Raw genomic sequence first — 16,312 nt, 5'->3', positions numbered from 1 at the left:
GGCACGGTTTTCCGCCAAACCGCCCGCCTCCTATAATTCAGACGTCGGAACTGTCTGCCCGAGCGGCCCGCCCGTGAACACGACCCTTCTCTTCCATCCCACGCCCGACGTCGCGTACGGCTTCCCGAACGCACGCCGGCTCGCGCACGTCGCGTCGCCGCACCAGCACATCGAGGTCTGGGAAACCCCGCAGCTCGGCCGCCTGTTCACGCTGGACGGCCGGCCGATGACGTCGGTCGGCGACGAATACGTGTACCACGAGTGCATGACGCACCCGGCCGCGCTCGCGCATCCGTGCCCGAGGAAGGCGCTCGTGCTCGGCGGGGGCGACGGCGGCGCCGCGCGCCAGCTGCTCAAGCACGCGTGCATCGAGCGGATCGTCGTCGCGGAGCTCGACGACGAGGTGGTCGGCATGGCGCGCCGCTATCTCGACGACGTGCACCAGGGCGCGCTCGACGACCCGCGCGTCGCGATCGTGATCGGCGACGCCGCGCATTTCGTCGCGTCGACCGTCGAGCATTTCGATCTCGTCGTGTTCGACCTCACGCCGCCCGACTCGCCGGCGGCCGGCCTCTATACGCGCGAGTTCTACGCGCGGCTCAAGCGGATCCTCACGCCGTGCGGCGCGATCTCGATGCATCTCGGCTCGCCGGTGTTCCACACGGCGCGCATCGCCGCGCTGCTCGACGATCTGCGCGCGAGCTTCGCGGTCGTCGATCCGCTGTCCGCGCACGTGCCGCTGTACGGATCCCAGTGGCTGATGGCGATCGCGAGCGACACGCTCGACGCGGCCGCGCTGTTCGCGCACGACATCGACGAACGGCTCGCCGCACGCCGCGTGCAGGGCTTGCGCTACTACGACGCGCGACTCCATGCGGCCCTCTTTGCCCTGCCGCGCGCGCTGCGCGATACACTGGGCGTTCGCCGCTGAGCTGCCGGGCGGAGCATCGCTTCGCGGGCGGGCCGCGCTTTCTGCCGCGCCCGACCCGCCACGCGCGGGCCCGGCGCGACGCAGGCGGCCCGCCTGCGTATCCTCTGCACGGCGCGGTGCCGCCCCGGGCATCCGCGCGCCAATATCCGTTGGACTGCAAAGCATGGGACCTGAGTCACCGCTCAAGCGCCAACCCCGTTCGACAGGAGATTTCATGACCGATCCACGTCCGGCCGACGTGCCTTGGTTGACGCCTTACCTGGCCGTGCGCAATGCGCACGCGACCATCGAGTTCTTCAAGGCCGCTTTCGGCTTCGAATTGCGCGACGTCCTCGACGAGGACGGCGCGATCATGCACGTCGAGATGACCTACCGCGGGCAGCTGATCGTGATGTTCGCGCCCGAAGGCGCCTTCGGCTCGATCGCGCTCACGCCGAAGAGTGCGCACGCAACCGCTCCGCAGTCTTTCTACCTGTATGTCGACGACGTCGACGCAACCTGGCAGCGCGCGCTCGACGCGGGCGCGCAATCGCTGACCTCGCCGCAAGATCAGTTCTGGGGCGACCGCTTCGCCCAGATCGAGGATCTCGACGGCTACCGCTGGGCGCTCGCGCGCCGCCTCGCCGCATGAACGGAGCCGCGATACGCATGAGTGAAGCCACCACCACCGCGGCCGTGCCGCGTTTCTTCGTCGAAGCGGCGCTGCGCGCCGATACGACGCTCGCGTTGCCGGCCGACGTCGCGCGGCACGCGCAAGTGCTGCGGCTGCAGCCCGGCGACGCGCTCGCGCTGTTCGACGGCAGCGGCGGCCAGTACCGCGCGCGGCTCGTCGAGATCGACAAGCGCGGCGCGCTCGCGCAGCTCGAAGCGTTCGATCCGGCCGAGGCCGAGCCGCCCTATCGCGTGACGCTGGCGCAAGGCATCGCAGGCGGCGACAAGATGGACTGGGTGATCGAGAAGGCCGTCGAGCTCGGCGTCGCGGCGGTCGTGCCGCTGTCGACGGCGCGCGGCGTCGTGAAACTGTCCGGCGAGCGCGCGGACAAGCGCGTCGCGCACTGGCGCGGCGTCGTGCGCGCATCGTGCGAACAATGCGGGCGCAACCGCGTGCCCGACGTCGCGCCGGTACGCGGCTTCGGCGCGTGGCTCGATACGCTGCCGGCCGCGCCGGCCGACGGCGAGCTGCGGTTGCTGCTGTCGCCGCGCGCGAGCATCCCGTTTGCGTCGCTGCCCGACGCGCCGCCCGCGGCGGCCGTCACGCTGCTGATCGGGCCCGAAGGCGGGCTGTCGCCGGACGAGGAACACGCGGCCCGCGCGCACGGGTTCACCGCGTTGTCGCTCGGCCCGCGCGTGCTGCGCACCGAGACGGCCGGCGCGGCCGTGCTGGCGGCGCTGGCCGCGCGCTGGGGCGGATGGTGATGCGTCGGGGCGCGGCCGGCGTGGCATGCGCCCGAAATGACCGACGCCGGCCCGATGCCTGACGCACGTTCGGACCGACGCCGCGCGTGACTTCCCGGCGCCCATCGGCCGGAACGCAGACGCAAAAAAGCCCGCGCGATGCGGGCTTTTTGCCGAATCGGCCGCGCTCGGGCGGCCAGTGGATCCGCGCTTTACGCGAACGAATAGAACACGCGGAACGCGACCTTGCGCTCGGCCCAGAACTCGGCGGCTTCGCGGAACACGTCGAGCAGCGTCTCGCGCCCTTCCTTGTCGAATTTCTGCGCGATCGGCAACCCTTCGAGAACGATCACGAAACCGGGCTGCGCGCCGGCCTTCGCGACGAGGTCGGTCAGGCAGTCGTACAGCGCGTCGTAGTTCTTGCCGAAATGCTTCGGAAACAGGAACGACGTCGCGATCGTCTCCATCACTTCCTGCTTCGACTGCGCGGCACCGCAATACGCGTACAGGAAATGCTGGCCGAGCCGGCCGGCTTCGTCGGCGAGATCCTGCACGCGGAACGCGCGGATCGACTGCACGAGATTGGGTCGCACGGTCGTGAAAAGGCTCATAGGCTCCTCGTTCGATGAAAGCCCGGGCTCGGCTTCCTGTTGCTCCGCCGCGACGCCAGCCTGTGCCGCCGCGTGAAGTTGGATCACGCGCTGAAACAGGTTGCCGTCGCCGGCCGCGAACAGTTCCGCCGCCGCCGTATCGTGCGCGTAGATGGAGTCGCTCATGCCGTTCATCCCGAAGTCATTCAACAATACGTTTAAAACTGTTGTAGTGGTCGTCCGTGTAATAACAGTTGTCGATCCGGCGCAATGGCCCGCCACAGACGATCCGGCGCGCGCCGCGATTGCGCGCGCGCGGCGTCGGCACCGTGTACTCGTGGTAGTAGCCGCGCTTCGCCTTCGGCAGGATCCGCTCGCGGTTGCCGAAGACGACGCCGTCCTTCTCGTACGGATAGGGGCCACCGGCGCCGATCAGGCCAAGCGTGGTCACGGCCTCGCGCGGCAGACGGGCGGTCGGGATCGTATCGACCCCGCCGACGGCCAGGTCGGCCGAAACGGCCTGCCGTGCGTAAGCGGCGGAAACCAGACTGCCCGTCGGTGTACCGACGATACCCATCGCGAACATCGCGAAGACGGACGCGAGCGCGCCGTTGCGGAGCCACTTGCGTGCCATGAACCAGGGTTCCCGCTGTTAAATCAAGTAGTTGACGACCAACCAAAGGCGTTAGCGTAGCGCTATTGTCCGCGCGAATCAATGTTCGTTTGGGAACCGAAAGGCTGGCTCCGCCCCGAATCGCGCATTTTTTACCGAAATAAGACTACATTTATCTTACGTGAGATAAAATATCCGCGGCATCTCTCGCATGGCAAGACCTGCCTCCTTGCCACGCCCGCTAACCTGGGTGGAGAGATGCCGCTGTTGCTTATGGGAAGCGCGTTTGCGCCCTGCCCGCGGCGTGCCCATTGCGGGCACGCCTCTTTTTGCTTTTGTTTACAATTTCGCCCGCCGCGCGGCAGCGGTTCGACCGACGCCGCGCGTTCATTCCGCTCAGCGTGCGGCGTTCACGTCGGCGACCAGCAGCGCCGCCATGTTGACGATGCGGCGAACGGTCGCCGATTCGGTCAGCACGTGCACCGGCTGGGCCGCGCCCAGCAGGATCGGCCCGATCGCGATGTTGTTGCCGGCCGCCGTCTTCAGCAGGTTGTACGCGATGTTCGCGGCATCGATGTTCGGCAGGATCAGCAGGTTCGCGTCGCCTTCCAGCGTCGATTCCGGCAGGATTTCCTTGCGCAGCGCCGCGTCGAGCGCGACGTCGCCGTGCATTTCGCCGTCGACCTTCAATTCCGGCGCACGTTCTTGCAGGATCGCGAGCGTATCGCGCATCTTCTGCGCCGAAGGCGCGTTGCTCGTGCCGAAGTTGGAGTGCGACAGCAGCGCGACCTTCGGTTCGATGCCGAAGCGGCGCACTTCCTCGGCAGCCATGATCGTGATCTCGGCGAGTTGCTCCGGGGTCGGATCCACGTTCACGTGCGTATCGACCAGGAAGATCTGGCGGCCCGGCAGCACGAGGCCGTTCATCGCCGCGTACACGCTGCAGCCCGGGCGCTTGCCGATCACCTGGTCGATGAAGTGCAGGTGGCGGTGCGTGGTGCTGATCGTGCCGCAGATCATCCCGTCCGCCTCGCCCTTCTTCACCAGCATCGAGCCGATCAGCGTCGTGCGGCGGCGCATCTCGACACGGGCCAGCTGCTCGCTGATGCCCTTGCGCGCCATCATCTTGTGGTACGTCTGCCAGAAATCGCGGTAGCGCTCGTCGTGCTCGGTGTTGACGACCGTGAAGTCGGTGCCCGGCGTGAGGCGCAGGCCGTAACGCTGGATACGGTGCTCGATCACCGACGGACGGCCGATCAGGATCGGCTTCGCGAGTTTCTCGTCGACGATGATCTGGACGGCGCGCAGCACGCGCTCTTCCTCGCCTTCCGCGAACACGACGCGCTTCTTCTCCGCCGGCGCGCTGCGCGCGAGCTGGAAGATCGGCTTCATCGTCGTGCCGCTGTGATACACGAATTGCTGCAGGTGCTGCTTGTAGGCTTCCATGTCCTCGATCGGGCGCGTCGCGACGCCGCCGTCCATCGCGGCCTGCGCGACGGCCGGCGCGATCTTGACGATCAGGCGCGGATCGAACGGCTTCGGAATCAGGTATTCGGGCCCGAACGACAGGTCCTGGATCCCGTAGGCGGTCGCGACGATGTCGCTCTGCTCGTGCTGCGCGAGTTCGGCGATCGCGTTGACGACCGCGATTTCCATTTCACGCGTGATCGTCGTCGCGCCGACGTCGAGCGCGCCGCGGAAGATGAACGGGAAGCACAGGACGTTGTTGACCTGGTTCGGGTAGTCGGTGCGGCCGGTCGCGAGAATCGCGTCGGGGCGCACTTCGAGCGCCAGTTCCGGCAGGATTTCCGGCGTCGGGTTCGCGAGCGCGAGGATCAGCGGGCGCTCGGCCATGCCCTTCACCATCTCCTGCTTCAGCACGCCGGCGGCCGACAGGCCGAGGAAGATGTCCGCGCCGTCGATCACCTCGGCCAGCGTGCGGGCTTCGGTTTCGCGGGCGAAACGCTCCTTGTCCGGATCCATCAGCTCGGTGCGGCCCTTGTAGACCACGCCGGCCAGGTCGGTCACCGTGATGTTCTCGAGCGGCAGGCCGATGTCGACCAGCAGGTCCAGGCACGCCAGCGCGGCCGCGCCCGCGCCCGACGCGACGAGCTTCACCTTCTTGATGTCCTTGCCGACGACCTTCAGGCCGTTCGTGACGGCCGCGGCCACGACGATCGCGGTGCCGTGCTGGTCGTCGTGGAACACCGGGATCTTCATCCGCTTGCGCGCTTCGCGCTCGACGATGAAGCAGTCCGGCGCCTTGATGTCTTCCAGGTTGATGCCGCCGAAGGTCGGCTCCAGCGCGGCGATCACGTCGACCAGCTTGTGCGGGTCCGACTCGTTCAGCTCGATGTCGAACACGTCGATGCCGGCGAACTTCTTGAACAGTACCGCCTTGCCTTCCATCACCGGCTTCGACGCGAGCGGGCCGATGTTGCCGAGCCCCAGCACCGCCGTGCCGTTCGTGACGACGCCGACCAGGTTGCTGCGCGCGGTGAAGCGCGCGGCGTTCAGCGGGTTCTCGACGATCTCCTCGCACGCATACGCGACACCCGGCGAATACGCGAGCGCGAGGTCGCGCTGGTTGATCATCTGCTTGGTCGGTGCGATCGCGATCTTCCCCGGCGTCGGGAATTCGTGATAGTCGAGAGCGGCTTCGCGGAGCTTGGCTTTGGAGGAGGCTTGGGTCGACATGTGTCTCGTGGCGGGCGGATTAGAATGACTGTTCGACGGCATTGTAGCGCCAATCGAAGGCCGTCAGACCGGCGATTCGGGTGCGACAGCCGCGACATAAATGTACTGAACGGTGCAGGAACGGCACCGCTCGCTGCGTACAATGCCATTCCTTTCACCGCTTCCGGGTTCCTCCGCCGTGCCAGCCGCCCTGTCCGAGTTTTCGCTGATCGATCGCTTCTTCGCGCGCCGCGCGGCCCGGGGGGCGCGCGCGTCGACGCTCGGCATCGGTGACGATTGCGCGCTGATCGCGCCGCGATCCGGAAAATTGCTGGCCATTTCGACGGACATGCTGGTCGAGGGCCGCCATTTCTTCCCCGATGTCGCGCCCGACGCGCTCGGCCACAAGACGCTCGCGGTCAACCTGTCGGATCTCGCGGCGATGGGCGCCGAGCCGCGCGCGTTCACGCTCGCGTGCGCGCTGCCGCGCGCCGACGCGGCGTGGCTCGAGGCGTTCAGCAACGGCCTGTTCGCGCTCGCCGAGCGGTTCGGCTGCGAGCTGATCGGCGGCGACACGACAAGCGGGCCGCTGAACCTGTGCGTGACCGTGTTCGGCGAAGTCGCGCCGGATGCGGCGCTGCGGCGCGACGCCGCGCGCGACGGCGACGACGTCTGGGTGTCCGGCACGCTCGGCGACGCGCGCGCGGGGCTCGGGCTCGCGCGCGGCGAATGGAGCGCCGGCGCGGCCGAAGCCGCCGCGTTCCGGCACGCACTCGAGCGCCCGGAGCCGCGCATTGCGCTCGGGCTCGCGCTCGCGGGCGTCGCGCATGCGGCGCTCGACATCTCGGACGGCCTCGCCGGCGACCTGCGGCACATCCTGACCCGCTCGAACGTGCGCGCCGAGATCGACGCCGACGCGGTGCCGCGCTCGGCCGCGCTCGCGACGCTGCCGCCCGACGTGCAGCGACGCTGCACGCTGGCCGGCGGCGACGACTACGAGCTGTGCTTCACCGCGCCGGCCGCGGCCCGCGCGGCCGTCGAGGCAGCGGGCGCGAGCGCCGGGGTTCCGGTCACGCGAGTCGGTACAATACATGCGTTGTCCTCGCCGTCGGAGCAGCCCGCGATCGCGTGGCGCGACGCCGCCGGCGCGCCCCTGACTCTCACGTTGCACGGTTTCGACCACTTCCATGCAGACTGACCCGACGACCGCGCAATCCGCGGCCGCGCCCGGCGCCGCCCGGAACGCGCCGCGGCGCGCCACCGCGCGCTTCATGCTGTCGCACCCGGCGCACATCGTGTCGCTCGGCTTCGGCAGCGGGCTCGCGCCGTTCATGCCCGGCACGTTCGGCACGCTGTTCGGCTGGCTCGCGTTCGTCGTGCTCAACCGCTACCTGACGGTGCCCGAATGGTGGGCGCTGATCGCGGTCGGTTTCGCGGCGGGCACGTGGGTCACCGGTTTCACCGCACGCAGGATGGGCACGAGCGATCCGGGCGCCGTCGTCTGGGACGAGATCGTCGCGATCTGGCTCGTGATGCTGTTCGTCACGCCCGCGACCTTCATCGGCCAGTTGTGGGCGTTCGTCGTGTTCCGCTGCTTCGACATGCTCAAGCCGCCGCCGATCCGCTATTTCGACCGTCGCGTGAAAGGCGGGCTCGGCATCATGGTCGACGACCTGATCGCCGCGTTCATGACGCTGCTCGTGATCGCGTTCTGGCGCTCCGTCGTCGGCTGACCGATTTCCCGACTCCCGTTTCCCGACGCGCATGCCAACCGATTCCGTCGTCCATCAGCTTGCGATCCGCGCAGGCAACAAGCTGCGTGACGAGCACCTGTCGCTCGCCACGGCCGAATCCTGCACGGGCGGCATGATCGCCGCCGCGATCACCGACATCTCCGGCAGCAGCCAGTGGTTCGAGCGCGGCTTCGTCACCTACTCGAACCAGGCCAAGATCGAGATGATCGGCGTGCCGCCCGACCTGATCGAGAAACACGGCGCCGTCAGCGAGCCGGTCGCGCGCGCGATGGCCGAGGGCGCGCTGCGCAACAGCCGCGCGCAGGTCGCACTGTCGGTCACCGGCATCGCCGGCCCGGCGGGCGGCAGCGAGAAGAAGCCGGTCGGCACCGTGTCGTTCGCATGGAGCAACCGGCTGCATACCGACGTCGAAACGCTCGTGTTCAAGGGCGATCGCGAACAGATCCGCACGCAGGCGGCCGCGCATGCGCTGCGCGGGCTGCTGAAGCTGCTCGACGAACGCGAAGGCTGATTCCCCCGCGCAACGGCAGCGGCCGCCGCCGCCCCTCGCCGCTTACTGGATCGCGTCGGGCTTCACGACGATCCAGTTCTTGTCCGCCGTGACCGGCTGGCCGAGCGCCTTCTGCTGCGCGGCCGATTCGTCCGACCATGCGCGGATCTGCGCCATCTGCTTGTCCTGCTTGTTCACCCAGACGCGCACGCCGCCGCGCGCGACGTCGGTCGCGTTCAGCAGCATGTAGCCGTCGGATTTCGGCGTGTCGCCCGCGACGAGCACCGGCTTCTTCCACTGGTCGATCCAGCCGGCGATCGAGCCGAGCTTGCCTTCGTACCACGTCATCGGGTTCATCAGGAACGGCGTGATCACGAGGTTGCGGTTCGCTGCCTCGTCGTACTTGCCGGCCTTGATCTGCAGCCGCGACGTGGTCAGCGCGCCCGTCGCCGGGTCGCGCAGCAGCGTCGTCACGCCGATCACGTTCTGCGGCTTCACGTTGTAGCCGTATTTTGGATCGGACAGCACGAGCCGCGCGAGCTCCTCGTGCGCGGCGGTCATCACGTACACCTCGATCCCGTTCTCGCGCAGCGCGTTGTACAGCTCCTGCATGCCGCGGAAGAAGCGCGGCGGGTTCGCGGTGCCGTCGACGACCTTGTCGCCCTGCCAGTAGCGGATCGGCACCGGCTTGCCGTCGGCGAGCATCGCGTCGACGTGGCGCTTCAGGTCGGCCAGCGACAGCCCCGCGAACGCCTGCGCGATCCACGGGTAGCAGACCAGGTCGTCGATCTCGCAGAGCCGGTAGTAGTAGCTCGTCAGCGATTCCTTGTAGTCGGCGGAATCCTTGAACGGGATCAGCTTCAGCGACGGATCGAGCGAGTCGCGCGTCAGCACGCCGCGGTTCTCGAGATACGGCAGCAGCGACTCCTCGAGGTCATAGCGATAGGTCGTGTTGTCGGCGTCGAACACCGCGTAGTCGCCGCGGTTCGCGTGCGCGGCGATCATCGCGTTCAGCGCCTTCGCGCTGTCCGCCGGCCAGTGCGACAGGTCCGCCGCGTGAGCGAACGACATGCACAACGACGCGGCAAGCGCGCTGAGAAGACGTCGGGACAGCTTGGGCATGGCGCCGCTCCTTTTATGACATTCTGGTGACAGATCGATGACAAGCGGCAGCATCGCGCGATTGTGGCGCGAGCATGCGGTGCGCAAGCGACGGGAAGTTGTTCGCGTGCGCCAGGACGGCAAACACGCGAGGCAGGCGCGCGGCCCGCGGATGCGGGTTCGGCATTGAAAGGCCGCCCGGGCGGGCGGCCTGTGGCTCAGCGATATTTCAGCGATGCGCGTTGATCGTATCGCGCGTCTTCTGCGCGGCGAGCGCGGCGGCTTCGGCGAAATCCTCGCCCTTGCTCGCGTACAGGATCGCGCGCGACGAGTTGATCATCATCCCGGTGCCGTCGGCGGTGCGGCCCGCGTTGACGGTCGCCTGCACGTCGCCGCCCTGCGCGCCGATGCCGGGGATCAGGAGCGGCATGTCGCCGACGATCCCGCGCACGATCTCGATCTCCTTCGGGAACGTCGCGCCGACCACGAGGCCGAGCTGGCCGTTCTTCGCATTCCACTTGTTCGCCGCGAGGTCGGCCACGACCTGGTACAGCGGCCGGCCACCCGTTTCGAGGAACTGCAGGTCCGACCCGCCCGGGTTCGACGTGCGGCACAGCACGATCACGCCCTTGCCTTCATGCTCGAAGTACGGTTCCACCGAGTCGTAGCCCATGTACGGGTTCACGGTGACCGCGTCCGCGCGATAGCGCTCGAACGCTTCGCGCGCGTACTGCTCGGCGGTGCTGCCGATGTCGCCGCGCTTCGCGTCGAGGATCACGGGCAGGCCCGGGTGCTGGAGGTGGATGTGCGCGATCAGCCGCTCGAGCTGGTCTTCCGCGCGATGCGCGGCGAAGTACGCGATCTGCGGCTTGAACGCGCTCGCATACTGCGCGGTCGCGTCGACGATCTGCCGGCAGAATTCGAAGATCGCGTCGGGCTGGCCGTCGAACTGCACGGGAAAACGCGACGGCTCGGGATCGAGGCCGACGCACAGCAGCGAATTCGTGCGCTGCCACGCGGCGCGCAGCGATTCGATGAAAGTAAGCGGGGAAGACATGGCGGATACTCGCGGCAAACCGTTGATAGACCGCGTATTTTACCCGCGTCGCCGGCGGCCTTCGCGCACGGCGGCGTCGACCCGTGCATCGGCCCGCTCGACGGTGAACGCGAAACGCCGCGTGAGCCGCTCGCCCGGCGCGAGCAGCGTCATCCCGTGCGCGGCCGCGCCGCCCGGCAGGTTCACCGCATTGATCGGATGATCGACCGGCTCGAAGCAGAAGAACGGCTCGCCGGGCGGCGTATAGAGCACGTACGCATCGGCGTCGGCCGCGATCGTCAGCAACAGCCCGCGGTGCGGCCAGCTCACCGTCGCGTGGCCGCCCCAGCCGGTGAACGCATGATTGACGAGCGTCGCCGGCAACGGATACGCGACGCCGAACTGCCAGGCCGGCGGCACGCACACGTGCCGCACCGGCAGGAAATCCGCGCCCGACAGCCACAGGCCGCCCGCGGCCGCCGCCAGCTCGGTCGCGTCGTCGCGCACCAGGAACGGGTGCAAGCCGAGCCCGAACGGCAGCCGTGCGCGCCCCACGTTCTCGATCGTCAGCGCGATCGACAGCGTCGTGTCGTCGAGCGCGAGCGACTGGATCGCACGAAACGCGTACGGCGCGCCGCTCGCGCGATCGAGCGACAGCTGCAGCGTGGTATCGGTCGCGTCGTCCACCTGCCACGGCGCGAGCCAGCCGTCGCCGTGGATCGGCAGCGGCTCGTCGCGGCGGTTGCGCGGCACCGCGACGCTGCGCCCGTCGCATTCGAAGCGGCCGTTGCCGATCCGGTTCGAATACGGCAGCAGCGGATAGCACGCGAGTGCGTTCGGGTCCGTCGCCGTCTCCGGGTGTTCGCAACGTCGGAACACCGGCACCAGCGCACCGCGGTCGCCGCGCCAGTCGAAGCGCGCGATGCCGCCGCCGAGGTGGGGCAGCACGTCGAGCCGCAGCGCCGCGTTCGACAGCGTGACGGCCGCCGCATGCGCGGCGCCGACGCCCTGCGCGAACGTGGCGGTCTGCGGGCCGGCGCTGACCGGCTGCGCGGCGGCAGCCAGGCGCGCACGGCGCGACTGGCTCGTGGACGACGACGCTGCGCGCGAGGACGTGGCGGTCATGGTGAACTCCTTTGCTTCGTCGATGAAGCGATACGGATCGTCGCGCGGTGCCGCGCGAACACGGACATCGGCAATCAGGCCCAGCCGCCGTCGACCACCACGTCCTGCGCGGTGATCATCCGGCTGTCGTCGGCCGCGAGAAACAGCGCCATCCGGGCGAGATCGTCCGGCAGCAGCTCGGCGTCGATGCACTGGCCGGCCTTGATCGCCGCCCGGCCCGCGCCGTCGAGCCACAGCCTGCGCTGCTTGTCGGTCATCACCCAGCCGGGCACCAGCGAATTCACGCGGATCCCGAACGGGCCGAGATCGCGCGCGAGCCCGCGGGTGAGGCCCTGCACGGCCGCCTTCGCCATCACGTAGACGGGATAACCGCCGTTCTTCAGCATCCAGCTGATCGAGCCGAGGTTGATGATCGCGCCGCCGCCGCGCTGCTTCATGTCGTCGATCACCGCTTGCGCGGCGAAGAACTGGTGGCGCAGGTTCACCGCGATGCCCGCGTCGAACGACGCGGGCGTCACGTCGCCGATCGCGTGGCGCGTGTCGTTCGCCGCGTTGTTCACGAGCACCGCGATCGCGCCGATCCGTGCGCGGATCGTGTCGATCGCATGGCGCAGCGCGTCGATGTCGGTGAGGTCGCACGGGAGGAACAGCGGCGCGTGACGTACGTCCGGCGCCTGCGCGAGGCTTTCCGCGAGCGCCTGGCCCGCCTGTGCGTCGAGATCGACGAACGCCACGCGCGCGCCCTGCCGCGCGAAGTGCTCGACGAACGCCGCGCCGATGCCGGTCGCGCCGCCCGTGATCAGCACCGCGCGATCCTCGAGGCTCGGGTAGCGCGCATAACGCGCGTCGCGCGCGGCGCGCGGATCCGGCGCGGAAGTTTCGATGGTCATGCGAATCGTCTCCGTGGAATCGGTCAGTCGCGTACGCCGCGGTTCTTCAGCTGGTCGAGCAGCACGGCCGCGAGCAGGATCGCGCCGCGCACCAGGTACTGGTAGAACGCGTCGATGTTCAGCAGGTTCATCACGTTCTCGACGGTGCCCATGATCAGCACGCCGATCACGACGCCCGAGATCGTCGCGCGGCCGCCCATCAGCGACACGCCGCCGAGCACGCACGCGGAGATCACGTTCAGCTCGAAGCCCTGCGCGGCGTTCGGCTGGCCCGACGTGATGCGTGACGCGAGGATCACGCCGGCGAGCGCCGTCACCGCGCCCTGGATCAGGAAGATGTACACGCGCGTGCGTTCGACGTTGATCCCCGCGAGACGCGACGCCTCGGGGTTGCCGCCGATCGCGAGCGTGTTGCGGCCGTACACGGTCTGGTTCAGCAGCACGCCGAACACGATGAAGCACAGCAGCGTGACCCAGATCGGCAGCGACACGCCGAAGAGCGTGAGCCCGCCGAGCGCGATGAAGGTATCCGACGACACGCCGACCGCCTGCCCCTTCGACACGATGAAGCCGAGCCCGCGCACGATTTCCATCGTCGCGAGCGTCGTGATCAGCGCGTTGATGCGCAGGTACGCGATCACCGCGCCGTTCACGAAGCCGATCGCGGCGCCGGCCGCGACCGCCGCGACGATCGCGACGAACGTGTTGTCGGTCGCGTTCAGCACCATCGCGCACAGCACGCCCGAGAACGCGACGGTCGAGCCGATCGACAGGTCGAAGTCGCGCGACGCCAGACAGAACATCATCGTGCACGCGACCATCCCGATCTGCGAGATCGACAGCGCGAGGCCGAGCATATTGTCGATCGAGAAGAAGTGATCGACCGTCAGCGACATCGTCAAGAACATCACCGCGAAGATCGCAATGAGGCTGTATTCGGTGAGGTGCTGCCACCACTTCTGGCGGTCGCTCTGCTGTGGAACCAGCGCGTCGGCCGACGGCTTCACGGCTGCGCTGGCGAGGTTTTCCCTGACTTGCATGGTTGTGTCTCCTGCTCCTGCGTCGCGCGGCCCGCGCCGCGCGTGATCGATTCGAATGTCCTGCGTCGCCCGCGGCGACCTCACACTGCGTCAGCCGCCTCGACGACGCTCGTCTGCGGCAGCGCGAGGCTCAGCACCGCATGCTCGTTCGCCCGTTCGCGCGGCAGCTCGCCTGCGATCCGCCCTTCGCGCATCACGACGATGCGGTCGGACACGCCGAGCACTTCCGGCAGCTCCGACGACACCATCACGATCGCGCAGCCGCGCTCCGCGAGCCGGTAGATCACGTCGTAGATCTCGTGCTTCGCACCGACGTCGATGCCGCGCGTCGGCTCGTCGAGGATCACGACCTTCAGGTCGGGCTCCGCGAGCCAGCGCGACAGGATCGCCTTCTGCTGGTTGCCGCCCGACAGGAAGCGGATCTTCTGCCGCCGGTTCGGCGTCTTGATCTTCAGCCGCTGGATGAAGCGGTCGGCCGTTTCGCTTTCGGTCTTGCGGTCGATGAACAGGCCCGCGCGCAGCGAATGACGGCGGCAGCTGATGTTGATGTTCTCCGCGACCGACGCCATCGCGATGATCCCTTCCTCCTTGCGGTCTTCCGGACACAGCACGATGCCGTGACGGATCGCGTCGCCGGTGCGCTTCACGTCGATACGCCGGCCGTCGAGCGTCAGCGTGCCCGCGCGCCGGCGGTCGGCGCCGTACACGAGCCGCATCAGCTCGCTGCGTCCCGCGCCGACGAGGCCGAAGAACCCGACGATCTCGCCCGCGCGCACCGAGAAGCTCGCGGGTTCGCGCAGCGCCGGGCCATCGACGCCTTCCGCCGACAACCGCACGTCGCCGAGCGCGCGCGGCGCGTAATGGTAGATATCCGAAATTTCGCGCCCGACCATCTCGGCGACCAGCCGCTCGCGCGGCACGTCGGCGAGCGATTCGTGCGACGCGATCTTGCGCCCGTCGCGGAAGATCGTGCACGCATCGCACAGCCGGTAGATCTCGTCCATCCGGTGCGAGATGTAGATCAGCGCGCGGCCCTGCGCGCGCAGGTCGTCGACGAGCTTGAACAGCACCTCGGTCTCGCGATGCGACAGCGAGCTCGTCGGCTCGTCGAGCGCGATCACGCGCGCATTGCGCATCAGCGCCTTGCAGATCTCGACCATCTGCCGCTGCGCGATCGACAGCCGGCCGAGCTTCGCATCCGGATCGAGATCGACGCCCATCGCCGCGAGCCGCTCGCGCACGTGGCGCTTCGCCTCGCCCTTCCTCACCCAGCCGAGCGCGTTCGGCAGGCGGCCGAGCAGCAGGTTCTCCGCGACCGTCAGGTCGGGCACGTACTGCAGCTCCTGGTGAATCACCGCGATGCCGGCCGCGATCGACGCGGCCGCACTCGAGAAATGCACGGGCTGGCCGTCGACCAGCACGCTGCCCGCATCGGGCTGGTATTCGCCGCCGAGAATCTTCAGCAGCGTCGACTTGCCCGCGCCGTTCTCGCCCATCAGGCCATGCACCTCGCCCGCGTGCACGTCGAACGAGATGCCGTCGAGTGCGCGCACGCCGGGAAATACCTTGCCGATATTGTCAAAACGCAGTGCCGCTGACACGTCGTCTCCCCACTTGCAGATCCATCGATCGCCGGCCGCCGCATCGCCGCGGCGGCCGGCGTGCCGCTTACTTCGAGGCAAGCCCCATCTCCTCGCGTACCTTCGACACGTTGTCGCGCGTCGCGAGCATGCCGGTGGTCAGCGTGAGCGGCGCCGGCGCCTTGCCCTGCGTGATCCACGTGTACATCAGCTCGGAGGTTTCCTCGCCGTGGCGCTTCGGGCTGATGATCACGGTGCCGTAGAAGCCCGTCGGCTGCGGCTTCTTGAACTCGTTCAACGCCGAATCGGAACCGCCGATGCCGATGCCGATCATGTTGTCCGCCTTGAAGCCGCGCCCTTCGGCCGCGCGCACCGCGCCGAGCACGGCCTCGTCGTTCAGGCCGTAGGCGACCCAGTGCTTGAACTGCGGGTTCTTGGTGAGCGCGATGTTCGCCGCGTTGAACGCGTTCTCGGTATCGGTCTTCGCCTGCGGCGCCGCGATCACGTTCGCCTTCGGAAAGCCGGCGGCCACCAGCGCATCGGTCGCGCCGCTCGTGCGGTCGTGCGCGGTCGGCAGCTGCTCGTAGGTGATGTCGATCGCGCCGACGTCCTTCATGTTCCAGCCGCGCTTCTTGATCTCGGCCGCGATGCCGTCGCCGACCTGCTTGCCGATGTTGTACGCGGAGATCCCCATGTGCGGCACCGCCTCGATCGGCTTGCCCGCGCCGTCGACGAGGCGGTCGTCGACCGTCATCATCTTCAGGTTGTGCGACTTCGCCTTCGCGACGATGCCCGGCCCGAGCTTCACGTCAGGCGTGCAGATGATGAAGCCCTGCGCCTTCTGCGCGGACAGGTTGTCGATCGCGCTCATCACCTTCTCGCCCGACGGCGCGCCGATCTTCACGAGCGTGAAGCCCTTGTCCTTCGCGGCGATCTCGGCGAACTTCCATTCGTCCTGGAACCACGGCTCTTCCGGCTGCTTCACGAGGAAGCCGATCTTGACCGGGTCGGCCGCGTGCGCCACCGGGCTTCCCATCACCACCGCGGCCGCGGCGGCCAGCGTTACGAACGTTCTGCGTTTCATCTCCAGT

16 protein-coding genes are annotated in these 16,312 nt (G+C 68.4%); 6 read left to right on the top strand and 10 right to left on the bottom strand.

The window, feature by feature from the left end:
- Window positions 1-73 precede the first annotated feature (73 nt).
- The 3 genes from speE (at window position 74) to U5A56_RS00435 (ending at window position 2,347) form a co-directional block, all read left to right on the top strand.
- Window positions 74-931 carry a polyamine aminopropyltransferase gene (gene speE / locus U5A56_RS00445; protein ID WP_044844174.1) on the top strand — a complete coding sequence of 286 codons (858 nt, stop codon included), beginning with the start codon at window positions 74-76 and terminating at the stop codon, window positions 929-931.
- A 214-nt stretch (window positions 932-1,145) separates the two neighbouring features.
- The gene (locus tag U5A56_RS00440) at window positions 1,146-1,562 is read left to right on the top strand and encodes a VOC family protein (protein ID WP_321920676.1); all 417 of its coding nucleotides are present in this window, start codon (window positions 1,146-1,148) and stop codon (window positions 1,560-1,562) included.
- 17 nt (window positions 1,563-1,579) lie between these two features.
- Window positions 1,580-2,347 (top strand): 16S rRNA (uracil(1498)-N(3))-methyltransferase, encoded by a 768-nt coding sequence (locus tag U5A56_RS00435; protein ID WP_044844176.1) that lies wholly within the window; start codon window positions 1,580-1,582, stop codon window positions 2,345-2,347.
- Window positions 2,348-2,538: 191 nt separating this feature from the next.
- Here the strand turns inward: U5A56_RS00435 and U5A56_RS00430 are convergent, their stop codons facing one another.
- From U5A56_RS00430 to U5A56_RS00420, 3 genes are all read right to left on the bottom strand, one after another.
- Window positions 2,539-3,102, bottom strand: coding sequence for a barstar family protein (locus tag U5A56_RS00430; protein WP_044844247.1), 564 nt, complete (start codon window positions 3,100-3,102; stop codon window positions 2,539-2,541).
- A 16-nt stretch (window positions 3,103-3,118) separates the two neighbouring features.
- Entirely contained in the window at window positions 3,119-3,550 is a 432-nt protein-coding gene (locus U5A56_RS00425; RefSeq protein ID WP_006760307.1) for a ribonuclease, read from the bottom strand.
- Window positions 3,551-3,925: 375 nt separating this feature from the next.
- The gene (locus tag U5A56_RS00420; RefSeq protein ID WP_311769724.1) at window positions 3,926-6,268 is read right to left on the bottom strand and encodes an NADP-dependent malic enzyme; all 2,343 of its coding nucleotides are present in this window, start codon (window positions 6,266-6,268) and stop codon (window positions 3,926-3,928) included.
- Between the two features lie 136 nt (window positions 6,269-6,404).
- Here U5A56_RS00420 and thiL point away from each other — a divergent pair, with 136 nt between their 5' ends.
- The 3 genes from thiL to U5A56_RS00405 are packed head-to-tail and all read left to right on the top strand — an operon-like array spanning window position 6,405 to window position 8,470.
- Complete coding sequence (gene thiL / locus U5A56_RS00415) at window positions 6,405-7,403, top strand: thiamine-phosphate kinase (protein ID WP_321920675.1); 999 nt, start codon at window positions 6,405-6,407, stop codon at window positions 7,401-7,403.
- A complete protein-coding gene (locus U5A56_RS00410; protein ID WP_044844179.1) occupies window positions 7,393-7,938 on the top strand; it encodes a phosphatidylglycerophosphatase A in 546 nt (181 codons plus the stop codon). Before thiL ends, U5A56_RS00410 begins: the two co-directional genes overlap by 11 nt.
- A gap of 31 nt (window positions 7,939-7,969) precedes the next feature.
- Entirely contained in the window at window positions 7,970-8,470 is a 501-nt protein-coding gene (locus U5A56_RS00405; RefSeq protein ID WP_044844180.1) for a CinA family protein, read from the top strand.
- Window positions 8,471-8,512: 42 nt separating this feature from the next.
- Here the strand turns inward: U5A56_RS00405 and U5A56_RS00400 are convergent, their stop codons facing one another.
- The 7 genes from U5A56_RS00400 to U5A56_RS00370 all read right to left on the bottom strand — a co-directional run bounded on the left by U5A56_RS00400 (window position 8,513) and on the right by U5A56_RS00370 (window position 16,305).
- Window positions 8,513-9,571 carry a haloacid dehalogenase-like hydrolase gene (locus U5A56_RS00400; protein WP_321920674.1) on the bottom strand — a complete coding sequence of 353 codons (1,059 nt, stop codon included), beginning with the start codon at window positions 9,569-9,571 and terminating at the stop codon, window positions 8,513-8,515.
- 208 nt (window positions 9,572-9,779) lie between these two features.
- Entirely contained in the window at window positions 9,780-10,607 is an 828-nt protein-coding gene (pyrF, locus tag U5A56_RS00395; protein ID WP_044844182.1) for an orotidine-5'-phosphate decarboxylase, read from the bottom strand.
- Between the two features lie 39 nt (window positions 10,608-10,646).
- Window positions 10,647-11,711 carry an aldose 1-epimerase gene (locus U5A56_RS00390; RefSeq protein WP_321920673.1) on the bottom strand — a complete coding sequence of 355 codons (1,065 nt, stop codon included), beginning with the start codon at window positions 11,709-11,711 and terminating at the stop codon, window positions 10,647-10,649.
- Between the two features lie 74 nt (window positions 11,712-11,785).
- The gene (locus tag U5A56_RS00385) at window positions 11,786-12,601 is read right to left on the bottom strand and encodes an SDR family oxidoreductase (protein WP_321920672.1); all 816 of its coding nucleotides are present in this window, start codon (window positions 12,599-12,601) and stop codon (window positions 11,786-11,788) included.
- A 23-nt stretch (window positions 12,602-12,624) separates the two neighbouring features.
- Complete coding sequence (gene araH, locus U5A56_RS00380; protein ID WP_044844185.1) at window positions 12,625-13,641, bottom strand: L-arabinose ABC transporter permease AraH; 1,017 nt, start codon at window positions 13,639-13,641, stop codon at window positions 12,625-12,627.
- An 80-nt stretch (window positions 13,642-13,721) separates the two neighbouring features.
- Window positions 13,722-15,242 (bottom strand): L-arabinose ABC transporter ATP-binding protein AraG, encoded by a 1,521-nt coding sequence (araG, locus tag U5A56_RS00375; RefSeq protein ID WP_044844186.1) that lies wholly within the window; start codon window positions 15,240-15,242, stop codon window positions 13,722-13,724.
- A 67-nt stretch (window positions 15,243-15,309) separates the two neighbouring features.
- The gene (locus U5A56_RS00370) at window positions 15,310-16,305 is read right to left on the bottom strand and encodes an arabinose ABC transporter substrate-binding protein (RefSeq protein WP_044844187.1); all 996 of its coding nucleotides are present in this window, start codon (window positions 16,303-16,305) and stop codon (window positions 15,310-15,312) included.
- Window positions 16,306-16,312 lie beyond the last annotated feature (7 nt).

It is taken from the genome of Burkholderia sp. BCC1998 (assembly GCF_905339875.1).
Taxonomy (GTDB): Bacteria; Pseudomonadota; Gammaproteobacteria; order Burkholderiales; family Burkholderiaceae; genus Burkholderia.
Note: the sequence above shows the minus strand (reverse complement) of the source record. Positions and strands in the feature narration are given on the sequence as shown.